We start from the raw sequence: 23,315 nt of genomic DNA on the forward strand, positions 1-23,315 counted from the left end.
TGCTCCCACGTAATTACTCCTTAGCTCTTATATTGCTTTTAATATGTGTTCTGTAAGTTGAGATTTTAATCTCTCAACCGAAAAACTTACTTCAATCCCAAGGTCTTCCAATTCAATCTTAATCCCCGGATAGTCACTTTTTCGAGAAGCCAGATGAATCGTTGCGCCAAATCTTTTTCCAAAACTTGCCTCAAGCTCGTTTAACTGTTTTTGTGTGAGCTCAAACATTCCCACAACCGAACCTTCAAAACTGTTTTTCTTGATGGAGACTTGATAATCAAGGCCTTGTGCAATATCAGGCAAGATTGCGAGCCTGTCATTGACACTAAGTAGCTTGATTAAATTGATCAATTTTGGACTTGGAGAGGAGACCATAGAAAGAAGTAACTCTTCTTTTTTTGAAGCAGAAACCTCACAGGATTGAATGATTGTTTGAAACTTTGCTATGCCGTACGCCGTGCACAACTGATGCAATGATGAAGTAAAGGCTTCTAATTCATCTTCGCGAAGGCTTTGCATGAGGGCGTTAACGTATTTCTTTGCTACGAGCTCTCTCATTAGGCCACCTTTTTCAAGACAATATTCACAAACTTATCACGATCAAGCGCTGTTGAGTCGCCTTTAAAAATCTCATCCATGACTTCAGAAACAGCCACACGCGTCATGCGCCGTCTTTCGATTTCGACTTGTTCATTGTGAGACTTGTCAAGGCCTTCAAGTTCAAAAGAAAGTTCCTTTTGAAGTTTTTGCTTTAACATTTCAACTTCTTTTTTAGAAGTTTGAATAAGGGATTTTGCAGCAACTTTGGCTTCTTCAACCCGACTAAGCGCCTCTTCTTTTTTTGCTTTTGACTCTTTTAGCTTTTGCTGAATCGAATCTAGGCTCTCAGCAATTCCATTCAGGCGCTGTAAGTAGACGGATTTTAGTGGTTCTGCTAAAAGATAGTAAAGTATTGCAGCAAAGATAGCAAAGTTGATGGTACGGGGTACAATATCGTACTCTCCACTGCCTCCACCGGCTGCAAACAAAGCAACGGGGGCAATAAACAGAAGAAAGTATCGTATCAATGTCATGCTGTGTCTCCTTGTTTTAAATTTGATTAAGTTTGGCCTGAACACCCTCTTTAAAAAGAGGCATTTGCGCCAGTAAACCATTTTTTAACTCTATCCGCTCTTTGTCTAATCCTTCTAAAAAAGCAACATACTCTTCTTCAAGTTCTGCTTTGCGTTGTTCTATTTTCTTCAAAGCGGCGTCTTTAGACTCTTGAATAACTTCAGCACGAATCTTTGCGGCTTCTACCTTTGCTTCGCGTAAAATACGTTCTGCTTCTTCTTGATACGCGCCAATGTCGCTAGTATTTTTCCCAGCATTTTCATAGTCGCTTGCAATTGAGTTGTCTCTGTTTTGCACAAACGCTAAAAGGGGGCGATACAGCACCTTGTTTAGCAAAATCAACATCACCAAAAAAACAGCCACTGCCACCAATAACAGGGCCGGACTAATATCCAACATAGGCTTACTCCTTTATTGTTAAACACCCAAGACAAAAGTCAAAATACGATGGATTGGTATTGAGCACTTTGTAAAGTCGACGGGATTCTAGCATAGCAAAAGAAAAAATTTCATTAAAGCGACACAATTTGTGACATTTTTTTCAAAAAGTCTTCTATTTCCTTCTCGTTTTTAAAGGCAATGGCAAGGGAATTGCGCGAAACTTTCACATTTAGCCCAAGTCCTTGAAGGCGCTCTTTCGCGGAAACCAAGAGGGTTGAAGCTTCGGGGGTAGTGGTTTTTTTAACGGGAGGCTTTCCCTCTTTTATCCGCTTAATGAGTGCTTCTGTGTCGCGTACACTTAATTTTTGCCCCAAAATAGTTTGCACTATTTTTTCTTCCTCTTCGGGCTTTAGTCCAACAATAATTTTGGCATGGCCTTGGGAGATTTTACCTTCGCTAATGTAGCGTTTGGTCTGCTCACTCAATGTCAACAAGCGCAAGGTATTGGTGATTTGGGTGCGGCTCTTGTGAATGATTTCAGAAAGCCCCTCTTGGGTGATGGCGTACTCTTCAATGAGCTCATGGTAGGCATTCGCAAGCTCAACAGGGTTAAGGTTTTCGCGTTGAATATTTTCAATAAGAGCAAGTTCGCGAAGGTTTTCCGAGGCAATATCCGCCACAATCGCCTTAATGTATTCAACGCCTGCTAGTTTACTTGCGCGAAGTCGGCGCTCCCCCGCAAGCAACATAAACCCATCTTCTTTTTCCACAACTAAGATAGGTTGTAAAAGTCCGTGTTTTTTAATAGATTTTGAGAGTTCCTCAAGGGCAGTTTCTTCAAAATGGGTACGCGGTTGAAAAGGATTAGGGCGAATAGACTCAATCTCTATTTCCCGCACCAAGTCCGCATTGCGCCCATTTAGCTCTTGGTTGTACGCATCTTCAACATCTCCAATAATCGCCCCTAATCCTCTTCCTAGTGCTTTTTTTGCCATACTAACTGACCATAATCGACTGGGCTAAGTCTTGGTAAGCTTGCGACCCTGGCGATTTGATATCATAAAGAATAATAGGCTTTCCAAAACTCGGAGATTCTGCTAACTTCACATTGCGAGGAATCACCACGTAATCTCCCCCTTGTTTGTCCAAAAAGAGCTTGCTTTTAAAGTGCTGCTTCAAATCGGCAAAGACTTGCTTGGAGAGGTTGTTTTGAATGCTAAACATGGTCGGCAAAAAGCCTTTGATTTCCAGCTTTGGATTAATGGTTTTTTTGATTAACTTCACCGTGTTTAAAAGTTGTGCTAACCCTTCAAGGGCATAAAATTCGCATTGGATAGGAATAATGATGGAGTTTGCTGCGCCAAGGGCATTAATAGTAATGCTTCCAAGTGCGGGCGGGGAATCGATGATAATATAATCATACTGATCAGCAATTTCCTCGATTTTTGTCTTTAGGATAAGTTCTCGCCCTTTGGTTTTGTTGTCGTAAAATTCTTTTTCCACACCTACTAAACCAATATTTGAAGGGGCTAAATGCAGCGTCGGGAGAGAGGTTTTGAGGATAATTTGCGACAAACGTTTACGACCTATAAGCACGTGGTAAATATTGAACTCATAATCGTTGCGGCTAAACCCCATGCCCGTTGTGGCATTGGCTTGCGGGTCAATATCTATGAGTAGCACACGCTTTTCAGCGACAGCCAAAGAGGCTGCAAGGTTTACTGCCGTGGTTGTTTTTCCTACGCCACCCTTCTGGTTGGCAATTGCGATTGTTTCACTCATCGTAAGCTGTACACCTTTTTGTTTCCAATCTGAATCGAACCATCATCGCACAAGATTGCCTCTTTCAAAGAGACGTTCTCTCCACCAATATGACACGTTGATATTTTGCTGTGCTCGAATTCTAGCTTATATTTACTAAAAATATTCTTCCACGATGGCAAAGGAGACATCTTGCCAACCAAGGCTTGTGTAAATATTTTTGGACACAATGGCACGTCCAAAACCCCAAACGATGGGGGCGAGACCTGAAGATTGATGCCCATAGACACAACAACCTTTTCCCCAGTTTTCACACTCATAATGCCGCCGATTTTCTTTTCACCCACATAGATATCATTGGGCCATTTTACCCATGCCTTCGAACCCGCATCCTTCAAAACTTCTTTTGCTAGCATTCCAAAATAGACCGAAACCGAAGCCAAAGACAAATCATTGGGCAAATGTTTCTCCAGTACACACAGTGTTAAAAAAAGGTTTCCCTCTCCGCCTTCCCACTGGTTTCCTCGACTTCCCTGACCTTGGGTTTGCTCTTTGGCAAGCACCACAAAAGGAGGATGCAAAATACCTTCTTTAAGCCCCTCTAAAACATACGCGTGTGTAGAGGGAACCGTTTCAAGAAAATAGCGCTCCAATGCCACTCCTTTTTCCGGCAAGGTATTCTTTTACATGTAAGGGTTTTTTTGAAGGCGCTTGCACCGTGTGTATGCGCAATGTTCCTTTTGCACACCCAATCACAACACCTTCTTGGCCTAGTGCAAGAATCTCTCCGGGAATGTAATCGCCTGTGGGCGACTCTAAAGAAAGCGTTAAAAGTTTCAGGCCATTTGCCAATGAAAGACCTGGCCATGGGGTGAGGGCTTGAAACCGCCGATACAACGCCACGCTTTCTTGAGAAAAATCAACCAAACCTTCGGTTTTTGAGATTTTAGGCGCATAGGAAGCAAGGGCGTTGCGTTGCACAAGAGGGACAAGGGTATTTAATTGCTCAAGGGTTCGCAAGGTCAGCGTGGCCGCGCAAGAAGCCAAGGCTTCAAACACCTCAGGGGCCGACATGTCTATCTTTAAAGGAAGATACCCAAGCCCAAGCACTGCTCCCGTATCTAACCCCTTCTCCATGAGCATTGCACTCACTCCTGTGTAAGCATCCCCTGCTAAAATTGCCGCTTGGATGGGGCTGGCCCCTCGGTATTTTGGAAGTAAAGAGGCGTGCAAGTTAACACAAGGGGCTATGTCTAGCACCGCCTGGGGCAATAATTGCCCATAAGCAGCCACCACGATAACATCTGGCGCTAATGCACGAAGGGTTTCTTGAATGTCAGGGGTTTTTAACGAAGCAGGTTGAAACAAAGGGAGAGAGGGAGCAAAGGTGTGTAAAAACTCTTTGACATGAGGGGGTTTGAGCTCCATTTTTCGCCCCGCGGGCTTATCAGGCTGCGTCAGCACACCCACAACCTCACCCCCTTCCCATGCCAAAAGGGCCTCAAGAATACGCGTAGCGTACTCAGGCGTCCCCATAAACACAACCCGCATCACGCGCCCTCGCTGGGGCAAAACAAGGTTCCACCTTCATGATGCTCATGAAGCAAAAAAGCATACACATCGCGCAAGTCAAACCCGCTAGCCATAAACATCGACCCGCCACGTTCCAGTAAAAAATTTGCCGCTTTGAGTTTGGTGACAATCCCCCCTGTCGCAAATTCTGTGCCCGGTGAAAAAGGGAGGTGCAACTCTTCCTCTTTGATTTCGTGCACAATTTTTCGCATTGACGCGTCTGCATGTTTGCGTGGGTCTTTGTCGTAATAGCCATCAATATCCGACAAAATCACCAATATATCGGCGTCAAAATAGTGTGCCACATGGGCGGAGAGTTGGTCATTGTCGCCAAAGACAATCTCTTCTGTCGCCGTTGCATCGTTTTCATTAATAATGGGTAAAACCCCTTGGACAATGAGTGCATTGACGACATTTTGTGCATTTTTGGTGCGCTTTCTGGAATCAAAATCTTCCGCAGTGACAAGTACTTGCGCGCCCATTTTGCCAAAAGTTGCAAGTTTTTTATTGTAGGTTTCCACCAAATAAGGTTGGCCAATCGCCGCAAGGGCTTGGCGATTTCCCAAGATGCTTTTGTCAAGTTTGAGCTTCGTGTACCCCGCTGCGATGGCAGCTGAAGAGACCAAAATCACCTCATACCGCTCCATCAGGGCGACTAAAAATTCTACCAAGTTAAACATACGCTCTTTGCTTAAGTGATTTTGCTCACTCAACACATGGGTTCCAACCTTAACAACAACGCGCTTCATCGTCTCGTACCTTTTGCACTAAATCTGAAAGCGCATACCGAAGCGCCTCCGTATTGCCATGGGTTACCGAAGAAAGAGGTAACACAAAATAGGGTTTTTCTTTTTCAAAAGCATGGTAATCTTGAAAAAACGAGGGGAGTTCTCCCGTGAGCCTGTAACGCTCTTTTGGCGGACAAACACTCAATCCAAGGTGGATTAAAAAGGCTTCAATATCCCCAGCAAGGTCTTCGCTATACGCCCCATCGTACCGTGTTAGTGCAACAGCAAAGTGACACGTGGCAAGGCGCGAAGAGTAGTTGGCTAGCTCTTTTTTGAGGGTTTCATACTGCTCAATCAACGGGCGGTAATTGGCAAGGTCAATCATAAAAAGCAAACATTTCGTGCGCTCAATATGGCGCAAAAACTCCAAGCCAAGCCCCCTGCCCTCACTCGCCCCTTCAATAATTCCAGGAATATCCGCCATCACATACGAAGCGTATTCATCAACCTTCACCATACCAAGCTTGGGCGTAAGGGTAGTAAATTCATAATTTGCAATCTCAGGAGTTGCGTTTGAAAGGGTTGAGATGAGAGTGGATTTGCCCACGTTGGGGAATCCTACCAAGCCCACATCCGCGATGAGTTTCAACTCAAAACGAATGGCTTTTGTTTCGCCAGGTTTTCCAGGCTGAGAGTGCGTGGGGCGTTGGTTGACGGAATTTTTAAAGTGCGTGTTACCAAGGCCACCCATGCCTCCTTCCAAGAAAACAATCTTTTGGCCATGCTCCACCAAGTCCATCAACACATCGCCAGTTTCTTGGTCGATCACTTGGGTACCAGGGGGAACAACCACCTCTAGGGATTGGCCTTTTTTTCCATACATATTTCGTCCCATGCCAGGTTCGCCATTTTTTGCTTTGAGGGCGCGTTTTCCTTTGAAGTGCGAGAGGGTGTGGGTATTGTTGTCCACGTGCAAGATGATATCGCCACCTCGACCACCATCACCGCCATCAGGACCACCCAAAATGACATGTTTTTCTCGCCGAAACGAAACAGCGCCAGGGCCACCTTTTCCAGCACTCAGGGTTAGTTCAACGGTATCTATAAACATGGGTCTACCTTTTTTACATGTAAGAAACGAAATTTATGAAAACAAAACGAGGAGGGGTAGGTAACGTACCTACCCGATTGAAAGTGAACTATGCGGGGTAAACAGAGACTTTTTTTCTGTCGCGATCTTTGCGTTCAAATTTTACATAACCGTCAATCAACGCATAAATTGTATGGTCAGTGCCCATACCTACGTTGCTGCCCTTATGTGTTTTTGTGCCGCGCTGACGGATGATAATGTTACCAGCTCGTACAAATTCTCCACCAAATTTCTTCACACCAAGCCGACGACCAGCGGAGTCTCGGTTATTCTGGGTACTACCTTGACCTTTCTTATGAGCCATTTCTTCTCCTTAGCTAGCGATTTTTACGACTTTGACTCGGGTAAACTCTCGGCGGAAACCGCGTTTAAGTTTAGAGTCTTTGCGTCGTCGCTTTTTGTAAATGATGACTTTTTTGTCTTTGCCAGAAGTAATCACTTCAAGCTCAACCTTGGCGCCTTCTACAAATGGTGTTCCAACCGTGAGCGCGCCATTATTGATGGCTAGCACTTCAGTGACCTCGATTAAATCCTTCGGGGAAGCGTCAAGTTTGTCGACATTTAGGTAGTCGCCCTCTTGCACTTTGTATTGCTTTCCGCCGTTTTTGATGATAGCGTACATTGCTAATCCTTGCATCTCGTGGATTACCACAGGGCACTTTTTGAACCGTTTCAAAAAGATTTAGGGGCACCTATATGGCATATAAGAGGCGCATAATAGCTAAAAAAAAATTAAGCCTTGTTTAAAACAATCTGCTTCACATCCTCAATCAAGGCAATGGACGCTTCGATTTCCGCCTTGCGAATCGCCACACTTTCAACATTAAACCCCACAGGAACACCCTTGGATGTGCCGTACATGTAAAGCATTTTAGCCACATACCGCATGTGCGCCATGGAAACTTCTAGCATCTCTTTTGCACCCAGTAGCATCTCTTCAAGCAAGGGGGAGATATGAATACCAAGCCACTTCATAAACGCCAGCGTTTTTTCCGAACCACAAGGGGTTAGGGTAAAAATAATAGGAACCAAAGGGAGATTTTTCGCCTGAGAAAGCGCTACATAATCATCCAAAAACCGCTTTGAGGCTTCAAGGTCATACACCGCTTGGGTGACAAAAAAGGCGCACCCTTCTTCTACTTTACGCACGACCCGCTCGTGTTCGTCATGTTTTTGCATGTGGCGTTCGGGGATGGCGATGCCCCCTAAGAGCAAATGGGGAGCAACTTCTCGCTTGAGGGCATAGGCTTCTTGCATGCTAAGGGAAACTTGTTGGGTGCGTGAAGCAGCGCCCACAAAGACACTTAAGCATTCGGGCCTATTGTGTGCGACCAACCATGCACGGGTTTGCGCCTTGGAGTACTTCCCTACCGCGCGGTAGACAACAGGGGGTACAGACAAAGCATCCAAATAGGTTGTGGCGTACATCGTGGGGTCAATGGTTTCTAAAAATGGAAAGGGGCGTGCGCACTCTGTTCGCTCGGCTTCGTCTTGCAAATCGTACACCACCACCCCATTAATAGGGCTTTTTTCCAACCTCGCGCATTGACGCGCGGCAATCTCTTGCACTTCTTCGTGGGTGTTGTTTGCTTTAGGAGGAGTGAGTCCGTACAAGACAATACCTGATTTTTTTTGACGAATTTCTTGGTCTAGCATCCTATTCTCCTCGCAATGTGAGGCGTATTTTACTAGCCCTTGCTTAGTCTTGGCTTTGCTTTGTTTTTAAGATGACCTGTGTTAAGTTATACCGACGAATCAAAAGGAGAAACAATGAAACACACTCTTGCAGGGCTATTCCTCAGCCTCTTGCTCTTAAGCGGCTGTGACAACAAAGAAACCTCAGCCGACCCCACCCCGACAACACCTAGCACCCGAGAAATTACTCCTCCAAGCCAACCTGAACCCAGTCAACCTGAACCTACCTTGCCCGAACCACAAAACACCCTTCAAGAAGAGCGTGCGCTGGAACAGCAAATTGCCCAAGTCTTAACACCCGCCCAAGAAGAGGTTGCCAAACGGTTAGAGGAAACCAACAGGGAACTTTCTGAGCGCTTGTCTCAAACCGCGCAAGAGGGAAATGATAAAATTCAAGAAACCCTTGAAACCACAGCCTCCATGCTTGAAGCCTCCACAAAAAACACCCCCGCAAAAGCCCAAACTTGTGCTTCATGTCACGGAAACAAAGGGGAAAAAGTTGCCCTTGGACGCAGTAAGATTATGAATGAAATGTCGCCCAAAGCCATCACCGAAGCGCTTTTGGGGTACCAAAACGACACTTATGGTGGAGCGATGAAGGCGATGATGCAAACACAAGTGCGGAGTCTCACCAAAGAAGAAATCGAAGAACTCGCCGCTTTTTACGGCAAAGAGGAGTAAACAAGGGAGGCATTGACTGCCTCCTACCCGCTTACATCACCATGTCAATATAATAGTCTATCTGGTCTTTTTTCAAAATACGAATGTAGTTCGTGCTTCCTTCCACTCCCGTGGGGTATCCTGCTGTGGCCACGTAGGTTTTGTCGTGGTCTATGAACCCCAATTTCACCGCTTTTTTAACCGCGGTAGCTAGCATCAAGTTTAGGCTTGTTTTTTCCACCGTCATAATGGGCTCAACTCCCCAAGCAATGGTCAACGAGCGTGCTGTTTTTTCATCATGAGTTACGGCAAAAATATCCACATTGGTGCGGTATCTGGCCATTTTTTTTGCCGACTGGCCAGACCCCGTGAGGGACATAATCGCGCGCGCACCCAACTGCACCGCCAAACGGGCCGTGGAAGAGGCAATCATGTCTGTTTCATCAAGGAATTCAAACTTGTCAAATTTGCCATAAGGGTACACGCTTTCGGTCTCTTTAATGGTGGCGGCCATGGTTTCTACCACTTTGATGGGGTTTTTGCCAATAGCACTCTCTTCGGAGAGCATCACAGCGTCCGTTCCATCCAGTACGGCATTCGCAACGTCACTGATTTCTGCGCGCGTGGCCGTTTCATTTTGCGCCATGGACAACAGCATCTGCGTGGCTGTGATAACAGGCTTGGATGCTTCGTTGGCTTTTCTGATAATGCGTTTTTGGATGCTTGGTACTTTATAATAGGGCACTTCGATGCCAAGGTCTCCCCTTGCCACCATCAAACCATCGCTCACTGCCAAAATAGCATCAATATTTTCCACCGCGTCAAATTTTTCAATTTTGGCAAAGAGTTGAATCTTGCCCCCATTGGCTTGCATAATCTCCCGTGCGCGTAATACATCTTCTGCGCGTTGAACAAAAGATATGGCGATAAAATCAATCTCATGGGCAATGGCCCAAAGCATGTCTTTTTCATCTTTTGGGGTAATCACGTCAATATTGAGTTTGGTGTTAGGGAAATTGACCCCCTTGTTGGACGCCAGTTTGCCGCTATTTTCTACCCGCGCAATCACGCGCTCACCCGCTTCGAGAACTTTGGTGCGAATCATTCCATCGTACAAGTAGATGTACTCATCCTTCTTTAGCAAGGCGAGAATTTGAGGCTGGTTAATGCTCAGTTCGTACACCCCTTCGCTCTTTTGCCTGCCTACAATCTCTCCGCGCACAAACTCAAGGGTGTCCCCTTCTTTGAGAGAAAATTCAGACTCAAGTTTTCCTACCCGAATTTTTGGGCCGCAAATATCTTGCAAGACGCCGACTTTTTTACCTGTTTTTTGTTCTGCTTCGCGAATTTTCACCAACGTGGCTTCGTGGTACTCGTGAGAGCCGTGGCTGAAGTTGAGCCTAAACACGTTAACACCGGCTAGAATGAGTCCAGTGAGTGTCTCAACGCTGTCGCTTGCGGGGCCTACGGTGGCCAAAATTTTTGTTCGTTTTTCCATGGCGATGCTCCTAAAAGAGTGTCTTTAATCTCCATCTTAACACGGATGCATTACAAAACCCTTACATGTAAGAGGGGCGATTAAAAGGTAACAAAATAGCATATGTTCGTTTAAAAAATAGTAAACATTGCGTTTTTGTAACCGCCTTTTGCTACAATAATCTACGCTACATGTAAAGGAGAATTCATGCGTATTGAAAAAGAAAACACCCTGCTAATGGTCGTTGATGTTCAAGAACGTCTCATCCCGCATGTTGCCAACCACTCCATCTTGGTGGAAAATATTGGCAAACTCATCGAGGGGTTTACCCACCTTGGTATTCCTGCTATCTTAAACGAACAGTACCGCAAAGGACTTGGTGAAACCTTGCCGCAAATCAAAACCTTACTCACGGGAGTCAAGTGCTACGAAAAGGCCACCTTTAGTTGTTGCCAAAACACCCCAACCCTAACCCACATCCTTGAGAGTGGGAAAAAAGTGGTCGTTGTTGTGGGCGCCGAAACCCACGTGTGCATCTTGCAAACCTGCCTCGACCTGCTCTCTAGCGGCGTACTGCCCGTGGTAGTGGTGGATTGTGTAAGTTCGCGAAAAGCGCTCGACCATGACACCGCCCTAAGGCGCATGGCCCACGCGGGCGTCGTGCTCTCAACCCTAGAGTCCATTTTATTTGAGCTGTGCAAGAGCTCTAAAGAGCCTGTGTTTAAGGCTATCAGTGCCCTTATCAAATAAAATTCTTGCCAAAAACTTTAGCAAGAAGGAAAAATTAATGGCACATAAATGTCAAAGTTAGTAAAATGGCAGGCATTACATTACGAGGATTTTAATGCCTGCTTCCACTCATCTCTTTAAAGAGACCTTTGCCTTTCTAGAACAGCACATTGATGAGAGTTTTTACTGTGAATCTTTTGATGAAGCCTTAACTAAAGAACTTTACACAACACTTTCTTACCATTTTAGTGACGAAGAAATTTTTGAAAACCGCGCCCAAATCCGCAAGGCCTTCAAAAGTTACTTCTTGCTGCTTAACCAAAAAATCTCGCTTTTTTTTCGTGGCTCTGACACCATCGTGCTCAAAGATTTAAAAAAGCAGGTGTTTAAAGAGCATTCCCAACAATTTCACGAAAACAGCAAACTTCTCACCCCTTTGTTTGCCCAACTCGACCGCTACTGTGTCAAAGAGGGGGTGTATATGATTCCCAAAGAGACCTTTATTGCCTACGGGTGTGATTATGAAAACATTGAGGATGAGGCCATTAAAAAAGAGCTTTACCGCGAAACGGCCAAAGTGGCTTTTTACCTCGAAACGCGGGATTTAGTCTTTTTTATGAATGAAAAGCTGACCATCAAAAAATTCGCTAGTGTGCAAGAAGGCAGCCCAGCTGAGCGGCGTGCCTACGGCTTGCCTCCGGAAGAGCTTGAAAAGCTTAAGACCATGGTCTTTGAGCAAAGTATTTTAAATGAAATCCAAAGCGGCATTGAGGTGCTGCTAGGTACCAAGCTTAATTTCGCCATCATTTCCAACGAATATTTTAGAAAAAATGCCATTCCCTTTGTGCAAAATATTCTCTACCAAGTGGCCTCCATGTATATGGGAGAAGATAGCCATATTGCCCTTAAAAATGCTTTTGTGAATTATATTTTCAGGGAACATTTTTACTCTATCCATGAACTTTTTTCTCAAAAACTCCTCGAACTTCATGCCTTGCGTGAGAAAAATGCAGAAAATTTTCTACGCTTTTACGATGGCAACATCGAAGTCATCGAGGGGCGTCAAGCTCAAAAGCCAGAAATCATTGACGAAAAAGGACAAAAATGGAATGCCGTCTCCATCTTACCCATCGTCATTCAAAAAATGCGGTGCGACAAAGAAAACGAAACCTTGCAAGAACGGGTTGAAAAAGCGCAGAAAAAGTACGATGAAGCCAATGAAAAGTTGCATGTTCTTAATCAAGAAACCGAAGTTATCCGTCAAAAGAAAGAAGAATTAGACGAGGCCATTAAACGCACCATCACCCAAAGTAAAGAGTTGCAAGATAAAAATTATGAACTCAAACGCCTGCGCAACCAAGGGCAAGCAGACGAAGCGATGCAAAAAGAAATTGGTGAGCTTGCTGTTGAGATTAAGCAATATTCCAAAGAAGAAGAGGCCTTGCGCACGTCCATTCGCGAAACCAACAACGCCCTTGAGGCCGCGCGCATTAAAACTAAAAACCTCAATACAGAAACCCAGTCCCTAGAGCGCTACATTAACGATCACCATAAAAAGCTTGATAATTTGCTTCAAATGTACGCGCCGATCATGGAAAAATACGATCTCATCATCGACGCGGTAGCCAAAACCCTCATGGCAAAGTATTAGTCTGTTAACTCCGCATTAAAGCGCTCTTGGTCAAAGGTTTTTCCCAAGTGCGCGCACGCAAGTTTCACGTCGCGTTCTGCGTTACCAAGGCAGCTAGTGGCCCCTGGACTTGGGGTCATGTTGAATAAAATCCCCGTTCCGGGATTAACAGAAGCTTCCCCTAACATGAGTTTACCCTCTGCTTTGTTGAGCACTTGTGGGCGAACGCCACCAAAGCCTTGGGCGTATTCGATATCTTCAAGCTGTAAAGAGGGGACGATTTTTCGCGCATCTTTTAGAAAAAGGCGTTTGTTAAAATAAGGAACTTCAAACAAAAAGTTGCGGAAGATGTAATTTCGGATGGTGCTGTCTTTCAATAAATCGTAAAAAATCTTAATGATTTTTCCGTCCAATCGCAAGGTGACAAAAAAGTCGATAATCGTTTTGTTGCCATGAAAACGCTCCAACTTTGGAAGCACAAGCGCCGTGGGACCAAAACGTGTGTACCCGCCCAATAAAATATCAGGATCCCCATGCAAAGCAGCAAAGGGAAGTTTGGGGTTTTGCACCATGTATACTTTTCCCGTGAGCATCATTTTGGTTGTCACGTAAAAACTTCCCGCCACAGGCAAACAACTAAAATCGTGGCCGTATCCCATTTGGTGCGCCAAATAGAGCGAATGTGCCCCTGCATTGACAATCACAAAGCCTGCCGTGAAACTCTTTCCATCCCGGGTTGTGAGGCGATGTTTTTCGCCCTCTTGGACAATCTTCACCACTTCACTGTTTAAAAATACTTCTGTTGTTTTACCCTCAATGGCTTTGGCATTTTCCACAAGACTGTTGGTCATGGCCCCAAAATCAACCGTGCTGTACTCGTTTTGCACCCCCACCCCTACGATAGGTTCAGGGCGTTCGTTACCGTTGGCATCAAAAACAAGCTTGGGCTCGATTTCTTTAAGCTTATCTTTTTCATACACTTCCAAATAGGGAAAAATTTCTTTAAAATCTTCGTAGCGCTTGCGCATGTACGCCACCTCGGCCTCACCCACGCCAATGGCCATCTTTTGATGGGCAAACATAAATTTATTTTCATACCCGTGTTGCAAGCAGTACTTGACAATCATGCGTGCTGTGCGCTTAACAGCACCCGCTTTTTGCACGGTATAGTTCGTCTCAATGTCGCCGCAGTGAATGGTTTGCGAGTTACTCTTGCCGCTAGAATTCAAGGGGGCTAAGGTATCGTATTTTTCCAATAAAGCAATAGATTGAACATCGGTGTATTTGGCCAATTCGTAAAAAGCCGCCGCACCTGATATCCCGCCGCCGATCACAATCACGTCATAATGCACTTGACTCATGGGGTCTCCTCTTGGCTATGGTTTGTGTATTTACATGTAAGGATAATTACAATACTCCTGCAAAACTTCACAATTATAATGTGTTATTTTTAAAGTAAGATATTTTTCCCGTCACTCCACCCCACCCTCTTTGCGTTTAATCTCATTTTTACTACAATACCCAAAACATTTCTCAAGGAGTTTTTGATGCAACGATGGCAACGTTTTCTAGCGGCAATGGTGGCGCTCACATGTGCGCTCACGCTTAGTGCGAACGACAACAAGGTTTACCGGCTTAAACTGGCAAGTTCGTGGGGCAATACGGTTCCAGTTTTAGGGGATGCACCCAATGAACTCAAAGAGCTTGTAGAGAGCATGTCCAAGGGGAGATTGCAACTGCGCATTGATGATCCCAACAAACATAAAGCGGGTTTGGCAGTCATGGACTTGGTTAAATTAGGGCAATACGACATCGGCTATACCGCTTCTTACTATTACAAGGGCAAAGATGCGAAATTGAGCTTTTTCACCACCATGCCTTTTGGTCTCTTGCCTCAAGAGCAGCACGCGTGGTTTGATTTTGGAGGCGGCAAAGAATTTGCCCAACAAGTGTACGACAAAGAAGGGCTTATCCATTTCCAAGGGGGCAATACGGGCATGCAAATGGGTGGGTGGTTTAAACGTGAAATCACCTCTTTGGATGACCTCAAAGGGCTAAAATTCCGTATTCCTGGCATGGGTGGCGAAGTAATGTCAAAGCTTGGTGTTATGGTCACCTCCACACCTATTGGCGAGCTTTATTTGGCGCTTGAGATGGGAACCATTGACGCAGTTGAGTGGATTAGCCCCGCCTTTGACATTAATATGGGCTTCCAAAAAGTCGCCAAATTTTACTACACAGGCTGGCAAGAACCCGCTAGCGAAACCCAATACCTTGTGAGCAAAAAAACGTACGAGGCTTTGCCTAAGGATTTGCAAGTGATCTTAGAAACCGCCATCAACCAAGTAGCGACGCGTGTTATGACTAAAGCCATGCACCTTAATGTTACGGCTTGGGAAAAAATCCAGGCCGAGCATCCCGAGGTAAAAGTGGCGAGTTTTCCTGATGATGTACTGCACGCACTTGCTGCGGCCAATATGGAAATCCTCAACGCCGAAGCGGCGAAAGACCCTTTGTTCAAAGAGATTTTAGACTCCCAACAAGCGTTTTTAAAACGTGCGCGTCCTTGGACCATGATGGGCGAGTATTCGTACATTAACAACACATCCAAATAGCCCATACCCCCGCACTTCGCGGGGGATTTCATACAAATTTCATCTGATTTAACTATACTGCGTTTTCTGAATAACCATTCATATTTTAAAAGGAAATGTAACGATGTTTCACGAAAGCGATTCACTACAGCTTAAAGAGTTTGTCACAGTGGAAGAAAAACAGTATTACCTCTCCACCATTGAGATGGAAGTGCGCCACTCTTGGCACAAAGACCATGCGCGTATTTGTGTCTATGAAACCATGGTTTTTGCCACACTAAACGAGGAGATTGACTACCACAGCAGCTTGTACCATTGCCGCTACCGCACCAAAGAGGAAGCCACCAAAGGGCATCAACGCGTCCGTGAAGAACTTCCTCGCATCATCCTTACATGTAAGACCTGTCGCAATAAACTAGTTTCTTAGCGCGATTGCCTCAATCTCCACCAACGCGTTTTTAGGCAGGGTCTTTACTGCAACCGTGCTGCGTGCAGGTTTATGGTCCCCAAAAAACGCCCCATAAAGGGCATTTACCGCCGCAAAATCGTCCATGTTGGCAAGAAAGATGGTCGTCTTCACCACGTCTTGCACTTTTGCGCCACCTGCTTCTAGCACGGCACCGAGATTAGCTAACACTTGTTGGGTTTGTGCTTCGATGCCGCCTTCTACAAACGTCCCCTCGGGTGTGAGGGCAATTTGACCTGAGGTAAACAAAAAGCCGCCCGCTTGGATGGCTTGGGAATACGGGCCAATGGCCGAGGGGGCATGGGGGGTTGAAATGGGTTTCATACAGTCTCCTTAAGGGTTTGAATCACGCGCAAGAAGACCTCTTTTAAGGCTTCCACATCGCGCAACGGGGTGCATTCGTTGGGGGCGTGAATAGTGTCATTGACCACACCAAACTCAATAGTCTCAATGCCAAACTGGGCCAAAAAACGCGCATCGCTTGTGCCACCTGCCGTGGAGTGCTTGGGCCTTACCCCACACACCGTTTCGATGGCCCCATCAAGGGTTTGGACAATAGGGGCTTTGGCATTGGCCACAAAAGGATGGGCACTTTGGGATAAGCGCAGTGTAAATTCCGTCCCTTCCATCACTAAAGCGATGTAGGCTTCAATCTCTTCTTTGGAAGTTTTCGTGGAATTACGCACGTTGAACATGAGTTTAAGATGCCCTGGACTCACGTTAGTCACTTCCATCCCACTACGTAAATCCGTCAACACCAACTGGCTTGGGGCAAAATAAGCATCTCCTTGGTCAAAGTAATGGCCTGCGAGTTTTTCAAGGCGCGGGGCCATGAGGTGCAAGGGGTTAGTGGCTTTTTCAGGATACGCCGCGTGCCCTTGGACGCCAAAAACTTCCAAAACCCCGTTAATAGACCCCCGCCGTCCAATCTTAATGGCATCCCCAAAACGGGTTTCACACGTGGGTTCTGCCACAATCGCCATGTCAGGCAACATGTCAGCCTCTTTCAAATAGCGCAAGATTTCAATGGTACCATAGGTCGCATCGCCCTCTTCGTCACTGGTGAGCATCACCGAAAGGGTGCCTTCAAAATGGTCTATTTCTTGCAAAGCACGCACAAAGGCACACACGCCGCTTTTCATGTCTTGCGCCCCACGGGCGTAAACAATGCCCCCTTTGACTACGGGTTCAAATGGGTCAGTGTGCCACCCTTGGCCCTCAGGTACCACGTCCACATGGCCCGCAAAACACAGGTGTGGGCCTTGACCCGCACGGCGGTACAAAAACAGGTTGGTCGTGTCCGCCACGTCAATGCGCACGGGCGTGAAGTGCGGCAATTGGGCGGCAAGAAAATCTAACGCACCTGCATCGTTGGGGGTTAGAGAGGGAAAACGCAAGAGCGTTAAAAACAGGTCGGTTGTTTTTGCTAAAGAATTTTCGTTACATGTAAACATTTACCGCGTTCCTTGGGTGGCTAAAAAGTTTTTACAATAGGCTTCAATCTTGGGTGCCGCTGTGGTTGCAGATTCGTGAAAACAGCGGGTAAAATACCCATCAAGAGCAGGGTCAGGGTCGAGGTTATTGAGAATCGAATCCTCCACTTGCATCGCCATCCATGCGACATTAATCACTTGCCCCGAGGTGCCAATGCACACGAGCAATTTGGCATCTTCCAACGCAGTATAGAGGGTTTCATACTGCGGTGCCGCCTCCCCAAACATCACGACATTATGCCGCACGGACACGCTTTGGCAGGCAGGACACCGCACGCCTTTTTGAGAGGCATACCCAATCTCAAACACTTCCCCACAACGTTTGCACCGCAGTTGCGTGAGCGTGTCGTGCAAATGCACCACCTCTTCGCACCCTGCTTTTTCCAGCAAATTGTCCACATTTTGCGTCAACATCGCCACGTCGCTAGGGTAAGCGCGCTTGAGTCTTGCGAGCATTTCATGGGCGGCGTTGGGCTGTTTGTCTTCCAAATCTTTGCGCCTTGCATCGTAAAAGGCGTGGACTTTTTGAGGATTGGCCGTGTAGCCTTCTACAGAACACACTTCCATGACATCATACTCTTCCCACAAGCCTCCCGCGTCTCGAAAGGTACGAATCCCACTTTCCGCACTCAGACCCGCACCGCTAATACATACAATCGTTGCCATGTAGCCTCCTTTTAAAGGGTCACTACCGTTGCACCAAACCCGCCAAGGGTGGGTGGGGCGTCAGTAAAGCTTTTGACACTGGGATGGGCTTTTAGAAAGGTTTTGACCGCGTAGGCGAGCTTTCCTGTACCAATCCCATGATACACCAGTACCTCATCAAAGCCGTGAATCAGCGCGTCGGAGAGAAACTGGTCGAGTTTTTCCACCGCCTCTTCGCCACGCATCCCATGCAAGTCCAGTTTAATCCCTCCCCGCGCGGTACGCTGGACGTCGATTTTGGTTTTAGACGCTGGCTTGGGCGTGGGGTTTCCGCTGCGTTTAATGGCGTGCAAGGGGACATGCAAGGTGATGCCTTCACATTCGATGATAGCCTTTTCTTTGTTGAGTGCTTTTAACACCCCTTTGGAGCGTCCGTATTTGATGGCATCGCCTACATGTAAAGGTTCTTTGGATTGCAAAGGCGGAGGTGTTGGTACGCGTTTTTTGGCCGCGTGGGCGTGGTTGAGTGCGCGGTGGGCTTCTTTGGATTCGGTGGCGCGCACCGCTTCCTTGGCCGCGTCAATGGCTTTTTGATACTCCCTTTCCAGACTTGCTTCTTTGGCTTGGTAGGAAAGTTCTAGGGCTTCTTCTTTTTCAATCAACCGTTCGCTTAAGCGCTTGGCACGGTGTTCTTCTTCTTCCATGGTGCGCAGTTTTCGCTTCATGGAAAGTTCCAAGTCAATGTTTTTTTGAATGAGGTCGTTGAGATTTTCCTTGTCTTCCCCATAAAGCACCTTGGCCTTGCCAATGAGTGAGGCAGGGATGCCATAGCGCAGTGCCGTTTCAAAGGCGTAACTTTTTCCGATAGTCCCGTGCAAAAAGTCATAGGTGGGGCGTTGGTTTTTTTCATCATACAAGGCCGCTAACAATTCCACCCGCTCATCTGTGGCCAAAAGAGAGGCAAGGCGTTTGTGGTGGGTGGTGATGACAAGCTTTGCCCCTTGGGCCATGAGTTGGTCGATGAGCACCTTAAACAAACTCGCCGCTTCGTCCGCGTCGGTTCCAAGCTCAATCTCATCCACCCCCACCAAGGTTGTCCCTTTTTTTCCAAACAAGCCACTAAAGTGCACCATGCGTCCTGCAAAGGTAGAGATGTCATTTTTCACATTTTGCGGGTCTTCGATGATGGCTTCGATGTGTTTAAAGGAGCCAATACTTGATTGCGCCGCATTCAAGGGCAAGGGCAAGAGGTATTTGGCCATCAATACCGCGCTGAGGATGGATTTTAACAGCATGGTTTTTCCGCCCGCGTTTACGCCTGTCACCATCAACACACTGCCTTGAAAGTTTACATGTAAGGGTTTGGGCTCATGCATGGCAGGGTGTTTGAAGCCCGAGAGTTTAATGGCCTCACCTTTTCCAGGAAGCAAAAATTCCAAGTTGCGCGACTTGGCAAAACTAATCCGCGCGTGGTACGCATCAAACCTGTCAAAGGCCCCGTTGATAAATTTTAAAAAGGGTTGTTTTTTGGTAAATTCGGCACTGATTTTTTTACAGTACTCCAACACCACGCTCTCGTAATTATCCAAAAGCGTGCTTTCGCGCTTTTTGAGCCCTTCGATGGATTCTGGCACCACATAAAAAAAGCCACTGGTACTACGGCCAATCACGGCACCTTTGAGCACATGATTAAACCCGCCCCGCACAAGAAGTGCTTCTTGAGAATGCAGCAAATGCACTTGGTGATCAACCAAATACGGCTCAAGACGTTTGGTGGAAAGGAGTTGGCGAAACTGGCTTTGGAGTTGGCTTTTTACCTCGCCCATAGCCTGTTTTATCTGCACAAACCGCGGGTCGATGGTTTCGTTTAATGCACCAGAATCACTAAACCACTCGCTCATCTCCTCGACACTGGGCGGGACGATGATGGCACTTATCCACTCCCCAAGGCGCCCCTCAAAAGGTTGACGGGCTAAGAGGCGAAAATAGCGAATGATTTTTACAAATTCCGCAATCTCCCCAAGGCGTAAAATCCCCTGTTTGGTCAAATGCACCAACGGCGTGTCAAGATTTGCAACCGTAGGAGGTGCGGGGTAAAGGTACGTTTGAAGCTGGGAAATCATCTCAAAATGAAGCTTGGAATCCCCTTCTAAAAAAATCGGTTTTTCACGGGCTAAAAAGGCGTGGTATTCCTCAAGGTAGCCCTCAAGGTCAAGGCGGCTAAAGAGGTCACTCACTCGCTTGCCACCTCACAATCACGCAAAGGGATGATGACCCCGCGAATTTCCCGCGCGCTCTTTTTGGCGACAAAAGATGCCGTACCGTTTTCATAGGAAAAGCGCGTCGTATCTACTAAAACCCCCTTACATGTAAGGGCACCACCTTGGGAAAAGTGGTTGATTTTTTCGCGGTTATGGAGCTGTTCTTTGGAGGAAAAAGATTGGTAAAGCATGCCTAGTATTACCAAGCTTGCAACAACACCCATAATACCCCACTTCGCTTTTGGCGAAACGGTTTCTTTGTCAATCATCAGCAGTGCCACGACCACCAACAGTAACACTAAAAAAGCAATTATTTGCATGGACATTTTCCTCGTAGTTGGTAGGTAATATCGCCTGCCCCAAAGCCAATCACCAAGCCCCGAGAAAGTAAGGTATGGTGTTCATCCTCTAACACAAGCGTCTCTTCTTGACGCACAACGCACGAAGCAAAACGGGGCGCATAGCGGGCAAACTCTTTTTCAAAATCAATAAACCGTTCCGCCTCGCCTGCCGACCACACGGGCAAAATAACCAAGTCATCCACCCCTTCAAAACACGCCTTAAAGGCTTCAAGGTTGTCCACCGTGCGCGAGTACTTATGGGGTTGCCAAATGGCTGTCACCCGTGCAAGTCCCATGGCTTTAGCGTAGGTTTTGGCTGAGGCTAGGGTTGCTTTGATTTCCGTGGGATGGTGGGCGTAATCATCGATGAGGACAAATTCTTCATCCACGCGTAAAATATCAAAGCGCTTTTTAATACCCCGAAAGTTTTTGAGCTTTTCGCGCACGGTTTCGATGTCGTATTCTGTCAGGCTTGCCAAAATCGCCAAAGACGCATCCAAGGCGATATGTTCCCCAATGCCCCACACTTCAAAGGTTCCCAAATCTTTGAGGTTAAACCGCGTAAAGGGTTCGTTGTGGCGAATCACTGTCGTGAGGTCTTTGATATCTTTACTGGGGTAAAGGCGAATAGCCTCTAAGCTCTCTAGGGTGCCAAGATAGGGGTCTTCTGCATTCATAACACGCACCGAAGCACTTTCTAAAAAGCGGCGGTACGCCCCGTAAAAGCGCGCGTAATCGTAGTTGTAGTACTCCATGTGCTCAGGTTCGGCGTTGGTGACAACGGCCACGTACGGGTTAGAGTTTAAAAAGCTCTCATCACTTTCATCGGCTTCAAAAATGACATTCTTACCCTCTTTGTAAACCATGTTGGTACCAAATTGCTTTGACTCAGCCCCGATAATCACACTGCCTTCTACCATAGACGCTAGCATCGCACTCGTGGTACTTTTCCCGTGGGCTCCCGCTACAGAAAAAACCCGTCGTTCTTTGAGGATAAAAAGCAAGGCTTCTTTTCGAGACACAATCAATTTACCCTGACGTCGTGCCTCGACCATTTCCACATTGTCTGGCTTAATCACCGCCGAATAGACCACATAATCTTGGTCTGTAATCATCCCTTTATCATGGGGCACACACACGGCGATGCCCTCTTTTTGCAAGGCGTCAGTGATGGTCGTTTGCTTAATATCAGATCCCGTAATATGGTGGCCTTGTTGTTTTAAAAACCGTGCCAATGCCGAAAGCCCGATGCCGCCGATGCCAATAAAATGTATTTTTTTCACGCCCACCCTTTTAAAAAATCTCGTAATCGCAACAATGCTTCCTCAACGCGCGCAGGGGTTTCAACCAACGCTATGCGTACGTAAGCATGTCCCATTCCACCGCGTCCTAGGTAGCCTCCAGGCAAAACTTTGACCCTTTGGGCTTCGTAGAGCGCTTTAGCAAAGGCTTCGCCATCCCTTACATGTAACCACAGGTAAAAGGTGGCTTCCGAGGGCGTGATGCCTAAAATCTCCTGAGCCAACGCCATGTTTTGCGCGTAAATCCTGCGCGCCTCTTCCACGTGGGCTTCATCGTTCCATGCCGCAATGGCCGCCATTTGTAAAGGCAAGGGAGACGCACACCCCACGTAGGTGCGGTACTTGGCGTATCCTTTTAATATCTCCGCGTCCCCTGCAATAAAGCCCGAACGAAGCCCTGGAGCACAACTGCGCTTGGAAATGGAGTTCACCACCAAGGTGTTGTGGTACGTGGTATTGCCAATGGCCTTGGCTGCTTCAAGGAGCGAAGGGGGCGGTGTAGTGGTGTAAATTTCGCTGTAGCACTCGTCATTCAGCACCACCACATCTTGCTCTACTGCCAAGCGTGCCCAAGGCTTTAGGGCTTCAAGGTCCATCACGCGGGCCGTAGGGTTAGAAGGTGAGTTTAGGATAACCAAATCGCACGCCTTTAATACATCAGGGTCGCACACGGGCAAAAAACCGTTTTCCTCTCGTAATTCCAGATGCACCACCCGCGCACGTGACGCGATGGCCGCCCCTTCGTAAATCTGGTAAAAAGGATTTACAAACCCCATCACGGGCTTGGGCACATCAAACAAAACATACTGAGGAAAATTAAACAGCACTTCACGGGTGCCAAAGGTGGGCAAAAGCATCTCTTTTTCAAGGGGCACGCCAAAGCGGCGTTGCATAAACCCTCGCTGGGCTTCTCTTAAGGCTTCTTCTCCCGCAGTTTTGGGGTATTTGTTGAGCAATGCAGCGCTTTTTATCAAAGCCTCTTGAATAAAATCTGGTGTTGAAAACTGAGGCTCACCCACGGTTAAGGCGATAGGCGAAAGGTCGCATGAGGAGGAGCATGCACTTAAAAGATGGTCGAGTTTTTCAAAGGGATAGGGTTCAAAATCCATGGTTTTCCTTACATGTAACAAAAGGCACATTATACCTTTTCCACTCTTAAGTCGTGCTCTTCTTGTCGGTCCATTATTGTGTAAATCTCCACCTTTTTAATCATTTTCGCATACGTTTTTTGGTAGAAGTCTTAATAAAAGAATCTCTTTAAAAAGTTAATGCTATACTCCAAACATTAAATTATCACAAAAATATTCCATTTTAAGGA

26 protein-coding genes are annotated in these 23,315 nt (G+C 46.6%); 5 read left to right on the forward strand and 21 right to left on the reverse strand.

Translation table 11 applies throughout. The annotated features are described in order from the left end of the window. Positions 1–27: 27 nt before the first annotated feature. The 12 genes from AC5SLM_RS07620 to AC5SLM_RS07675 form a co-directional block, all read right to left on the reverse strand. Positions 28–558: a F0F1 ATP synthase subunit delta gene (locus tag AC5SLM_RS07620; RefSeq protein ID WP_495250342.1), complete on the reverse strand. Its 531-nt coding sequence runs from the start codon at positions 556–558 to the stop codon at positions 28–30. Further along, entirely contained in the window at positions 558–1,073 is a 516-nt protein-coding gene (locus AC5SLM_RS07625; protein WP_495250343.1) for a F0F1 ATP synthase subunit B, read from the reverse strand. Before AC5SLM_RS07625 ends, AC5SLM_RS07620 begins: the two co-directional genes overlap by 1 nt. Before the next feature lie 16 nt (positions 1,074–1,089). Further along, complete coding sequence (locus AC5SLM_RS07630; RefSeq protein WP_495250344.1) at positions 1,090–1,512, reverse strand: FoF1 ATP synthase subunit B'; 423 nt, start codon at positions 1,510–1,512, stop codon at positions 1,090–1,092. A gap of 113 nt (positions 1,513–1,625) precedes the next feature. Further along, a complete protein-coding gene (locus AC5SLM_RS07635; RefSeq protein ID WP_495250345.1) occupies positions 1,626–2,489 on the reverse strand; it encodes a ParB/RepB/Spo0J family partition protein in 864 nt (287 codons plus the stop codon). Between the two features lies 1 nt (position 2,490). Beyond that, positions 2,491–3,276, reverse strand: a complete 786-nt coding sequence (locus AC5SLM_RS07640) for a ParA family protein (RefSeq protein WP_495250346.1) — start codon at positions 3,274–3,276, stop codon at positions 2,491–2,493. Continuing rightward, positions 3,273–3,908, reverse strand: a complete 636-nt coding sequence (locus AC5SLM_RS07645) for a biotin--[acetyl-CoA-carboxylase] ligase (RefSeq protein WP_495250347.1) — start codon at positions 3,906–3,908, stop codon at positions 3,273–3,275. Before AC5SLM_RS07645 ends, AC5SLM_RS07640 begins: the two co-directional genes overlap by 4 nt. Continuing rightward, entirely contained in the window at positions 3,889–4,806 is a 918-nt protein-coding gene (gene fmt / locus AC5SLM_RS07650) for a methionyl-tRNA formyltransferase (protein ID WP_495250348.1), read from the reverse strand. Before fmt ends, AC5SLM_RS07645 begins: the two co-directional genes overlap by 20 nt. Beyond that, positions 4,806–5,576 (reverse strand): glutamate 5-kinase, encoded by a 771-nt coding sequence (gene proB / locus AC5SLM_RS07655; RefSeq protein WP_495250349.1) that lies wholly within the window; start codon positions 5,574–5,576, stop codon positions 4,806–4,808. Before proB ends, fmt begins: the two co-directional genes overlap by 1 nt. After that, on the reverse strand, positions 5,557–6,666 hold the full coding sequence (gene obgE, locus AC5SLM_RS07660; RefSeq protein WP_495250350.1) for a GTPase ObgE: 1,110 nt from the start codon (positions 6,664–6,666) through the stop codon (positions 5,557–5,559). Before obgE ends, proB begins: the two co-directional genes overlap by 20 nt. An 88-nt stretch (positions 6,667–6,754) precedes the next feature. Then, positions 6,755–7,009, reverse strand: a complete 255-nt coding sequence (rpmA, locus tag AC5SLM_RS07665; RefSeq protein ID WP_495250351.1) for a 50S ribosomal protein L27 — start codon at positions 7,007–7,009, stop codon at positions 6,755–6,757. Positions 7,010–7,018: 9 nt separating this feature from the next. Further along, positions 7,019–7,327 (reverse strand): 50S ribosomal protein L21, encoded by a 309-nt coding sequence (rplU, locus tag AC5SLM_RS07670; protein ID WP_495250352.1) that lies wholly within the window; start codon positions 7,325–7,327, stop codon positions 7,019–7,021. 110 nt (positions 7,328–7,437) lie between these two features. Further along, positions 7,438–8,361 (reverse strand): methylenetetrahydrofolate reductase, encoded by a 924-nt coding sequence (locus AC5SLM_RS07675; RefSeq protein WP_495250353.1) that lies wholly within the window; start codon positions 8,359–8,361, stop codon positions 7,438–7,440. 114 nt (positions 8,362–8,475) lie between these two features. Between AC5SLM_RS07675 and AC5SLM_RS07680 the strand changes: the two genes are divergently transcribed. Next, entirely contained in the window at positions 8,476–9,081 is a 606-nt protein-coding gene (locus AC5SLM_RS07680; protein WP_495250354.1) for a c-type cytochrome, read from the forward strand. A 31-nt stretch (positions 9,082–9,112) separates the two neighbouring features. On the opposite strand, the gene pyk is transcribed toward AC5SLM_RS07680, so the two are convergent. After that, positions 9,113–10,558, reverse strand: a complete 1,446-nt coding sequence (gene pyk, locus AC5SLM_RS07685) for a pyruvate kinase (protein ID WP_495250355.1) — start codon at positions 10,556–10,558, stop codon at positions 9,113–9,115. Between the two features lie 186 nt (positions 10,559–10,744). Between pyk and AC5SLM_RS07690 the strand changes: the two genes are divergently transcribed. Continuing rightward, positions 10,745–11,287 (forward strand): isochorismatase family protein, encoded by a 543-nt coding sequence (locus tag AC5SLM_RS07690; RefSeq protein WP_495250356.1) that lies wholly within the window; start codon positions 10,745–10,747, stop codon positions 11,285–11,287. Between the two features lie 94 nt (positions 11,288–11,381). Continuing rightward, positions 11,382–12,917 carry a hypothetical protein gene (locus AC5SLM_RS07695; protein ID WP_495250357.1) on the forward strand — a complete coding sequence of 512 codons (1,536 nt, stop codon included), beginning with the start codon at positions 11,382–11,384 and terminating at the stop codon, positions 12,915–12,917. Here the strand turns inward: AC5SLM_RS07695 and AC5SLM_RS07700 are convergent. Continuing rightward, a complete protein-coding gene (locus tag AC5SLM_RS07700) occupies positions 12,914–14,257 on the reverse strand; it encodes an FAD-dependent oxidoreductase (RefSeq protein WP_495250358.1) in 1,344 nt (447 codons plus the stop codon). The two genes, AC5SLM_RS07695 and AC5SLM_RS07700, sit on opposite strands and share 4 nt — an antisense overlap. Positions 14,258–14,443: 186 nt before the next feature. On the opposite strand from AC5SLM_RS07700, the gene AC5SLM_RS07705 reads away from it, so the two are divergent. Next, a complete protein-coding gene (locus AC5SLM_RS07705; RefSeq protein ID WP_495250359.1) occupies positions 14,444–15,511 on the forward strand; it encodes a TRAP transporter substrate-binding protein in 1,068 nt (355 codons plus the stop codon). Positions 15,512–15,614: 103 nt separating this feature from the next. Further along, positions 15,615–15,917 carry a hypothetical protein gene (locus tag AC5SLM_RS07710; protein WP_495250360.1) on the forward strand — a complete coding sequence of 101 codons (303 nt, stop codon included), beginning with the start codon at positions 15,615–15,617 and terminating at the stop codon, positions 15,915–15,917. Here the strand turns inward: AC5SLM_RS07710 and AC5SLM_RS07715 are convergent. From AC5SLM_RS07715 to AC5SLM_RS07745, 7 genes are read right to left on the reverse strand one after another with little or no spacing between them, the layout of a single operon-like run. Further along, on the reverse strand, positions 15,906–16,280 hold the full coding sequence (locus tag AC5SLM_RS07715) for a RidA family protein (protein ID WP_495250361.1): 375 nt from the start codon (positions 16,278–16,280) through the stop codon (positions 15,906–15,908). The genes AC5SLM_RS07710 and AC5SLM_RS07715 overlap by 12 nt on opposite strands. Further along, positions 16,277–17,410 (reverse strand): succinyl-diaminopimelate desuccinylase, encoded by a 1,134-nt coding sequence (gene dapE, locus AC5SLM_RS07720; RefSeq protein ID WP_495250362.1) that lies wholly within the window; start codon positions 17,408–17,410, stop codon positions 16,277–16,279. Before dapE ends, AC5SLM_RS07715 begins: the two co-directional genes overlap by 4 nt. Further along, positions 17,411–18,115 carry an SIR2 family NAD-dependent protein deacylase gene (locus AC5SLM_RS07725; protein WP_495250363.1) on the reverse strand — a complete coding sequence of 235 codons (705 nt, stop codon included), beginning with the start codon at positions 18,113–18,115 and terminating at the stop codon, positions 17,411–17,413. Positions 18,116–18,126: 11 nt separating this feature from the next. Next, positions 18,127–20,331, reverse strand: coding sequence for an endonuclease MutS2 (locus AC5SLM_RS07730; RefSeq protein WP_495250364.1), 2,205 nt, complete (start codon positions 20,329–20,331; stop codon positions 18,127–18,129). Beyond that, positions 20,328–20,675 (reverse strand): hypothetical protein, encoded by a 348-nt coding sequence (locus tag AC5SLM_RS07735; protein ID WP_495250365.1) that lies wholly within the window; start codon positions 20,673–20,675, stop codon positions 20,328–20,330. Before AC5SLM_RS07735 ends, AC5SLM_RS07730 begins: the two co-directional genes overlap by 4 nt. Further along, complete coding sequence (gene murC, locus AC5SLM_RS07740) at positions 20,666–21,979, reverse strand: UDP-N-acetylmuramate--L-alanine ligase (protein ID WP_495250366.1); 1,314 nt, start codon at positions 21,977–21,979, stop codon at positions 20,666–20,668. Before murC ends, AC5SLM_RS07735 begins: the two co-directional genes overlap by 10 nt. Next, positions 21,976–23,106 carry a succinyldiaminopimelate transaminase gene (locus tag AC5SLM_RS07745; protein WP_495250367.1) on the reverse strand — a complete coding sequence of 377 codons (1,131 nt, stop codon included), beginning with the start codon at positions 23,104–23,106 and terminating at the stop codon, positions 21,976–21,978. The genes murC and AC5SLM_RS07745 overlap by 4 nt, the downstream gene beginning before the upstream one ends. Positions 23,107–23,315 lie beyond the last annotated feature (209 nt).

It is taken from the genome of Sulfurospirillum sp. HTRB-L1 (genome assembly GCF_059415125.1).

What these genes read in the sequence shown, in the direction of transcription:
- AC5SLM_RS07620 (WP_495250342.1), bottom strand. Translation starts at nt 558, where the DNA reads ATGAGAGAGCTCGTAGCAAAGAAATACGTTAACGCCCTCATGCAAAGC.
- AC5SLM_RS07625 (WP_495250343.1), bottom strand. Translation starts at nt 1,073, where the DNA reads ATGACATTGATACGATACTTTCTTCTGTTTATTGCCCCCGTTGCTTTG.
- AC5SLM_RS07630 (WP_495250344.1), bottom strand. Translation starts at nt 1,512, where the DNA reads ATGTTGGATATTAGTCCGGCCCTGTTATTGGTGGCAGTGGCTGTTTTT.
- AC5SLM_RS07635 (WP_495250345.1), bottom strand. Translation starts at nt 2,489, where the DNA reads ATGGCAAAAAAAGCACTAGGAAGAGGATTAGGGGCGATTATTGGAGAT.
- AC5SLM_RS07640 (WP_495250346.1), bottom strand. Translation starts at nt 3,276, where the DNA reads ATGAGTGAAACAATCGCAATTGCCAACCAGAAGGGTGGCGTAGGAAAA.
- fmt (WP_495250348.1), bottom strand. Translation starts at nt 4,806, where the DNA reads ATGCGGGTTGTGTTTATGGGGACGCCTGAGTACGCTACGCGTATTCTT.
- proB (WP_495250349.1), bottom strand. Translation starts at nt 5,576, where the DNA reads ATGAAGCGCGTTGTTGTTAAGGTTGGAACCCATGTGTTGAGTGAGCAA.
- obgE (WP_495250350.1), bottom strand. Translation starts at nt 6,666, where the DNA reads ATGTTTATAGATACCGTTGAACTAACCCTGAGTGCTGGAAAAGGTGGC.
- rpmA (WP_495250351.1), bottom strand. Translation starts at nt 7,009, where the DNA reads ATGGCTCATAAGAAAGGTCAAGGTAGTACCCAGAATAACCGAGACTCC.
- rplU (WP_495250352.1), bottom strand. Translation starts at nt 7,327, where the DNA reads ATGTACGCTATCATCAAAAACGGCGGAAAGCAATACAAAGTGCAAGAG.
- AC5SLM_RS07675 (WP_495250353.1), bottom strand. Translation starts at nt 8,361, where the DNA reads ATGCTAGACCAAGAAATTCGTCAAAAAAAATCAGGTATTGTCTTGTAC.
- AC5SLM_RS07680 (WP_495250354.1), top strand. Translation starts at nt 8,476, where the DNA reads ATGAAACACACTCTTGCAGGGCTATTCCTCAGCCTCTTGCTCTTAAGC.
- pyk (WP_495250355.1), bottom strand. Translation starts at nt 10,558, where the DNA reads ATGGAAAAACGAACAAAAATTTTGGCCACCGTAGGCCCCGCAAGCGAC.
- AC5SLM_RS07690 (WP_495250356.1), top strand. Translation starts at nt 10,745, where the DNA reads ATGCGTATTGAAAAAGAAAACACCCTGCTAATGGTCGTTGATGTTCAA.
- AC5SLM_RS07695 (WP_495250357.1), top strand. Translation starts at nt 11,382, where the DNA reads ATGCCTGCTTCCACTCATCTCTTTAAAGAGACCTTTGCCTTTCTAGAA.
- AC5SLM_RS07700 (WP_495250358.1), bottom strand. Translation starts at nt 14,257, where the DNA reads ATGAGTCAAGTGCATTATGACGTGATTGTGATCGGCGGCGGGATATCA.
- AC5SLM_RS07705 (WP_495250359.1), top strand. Translation starts at nt 14,444, where the DNA reads ATGCAACGATGGCAACGTTTTCTAGCGGCAATGGTGGCGCTCACATGT.
- AC5SLM_RS07710 (WP_495250360.1), top strand. Translation starts at nt 15,615, where the DNA reads ATGTTTCACGAAAGCGATTCACTACAGCTTAAAGAGTTTGTCACAGTG.
- AC5SLM_RS07715 (WP_495250361.1), bottom strand. Translation starts at nt 16,280, where the DNA reads ATGAAACCCATTTCAACCCCCCATGCCCCCTCGGCCATTGGCCCGTAT.
- dapE (WP_495250362.1), bottom strand. Translation starts at nt 17,410, where the DNA reads ATGTTTACATGTAACGAAAATTCTTTAGCAAAAACAACCGACCTGTTT.
- AC5SLM_RS07725 (WP_495250363.1), bottom strand. Translation starts at nt 18,115, where the DNA reads ATGGCAACGATTGTATGTATTAGCGGTGCGGGTCTGAGTGCGGAAAGT.
- AC5SLM_RS07735 (WP_495250365.1), bottom strand. Translation starts at nt 20,675, where the DNA reads ATGCAAATAATTGCTTTTTTAGTGTTACTGTTGGTGGTCGTGGCACTG.
- AC5SLM_RS07745 (WP_495250367.1), bottom strand. Translation starts at nt 23,106, where the DNA reads ATGGATTTTGAACCCTATCCCTTTGAAAAACTCGACCATCTTTTAAGT.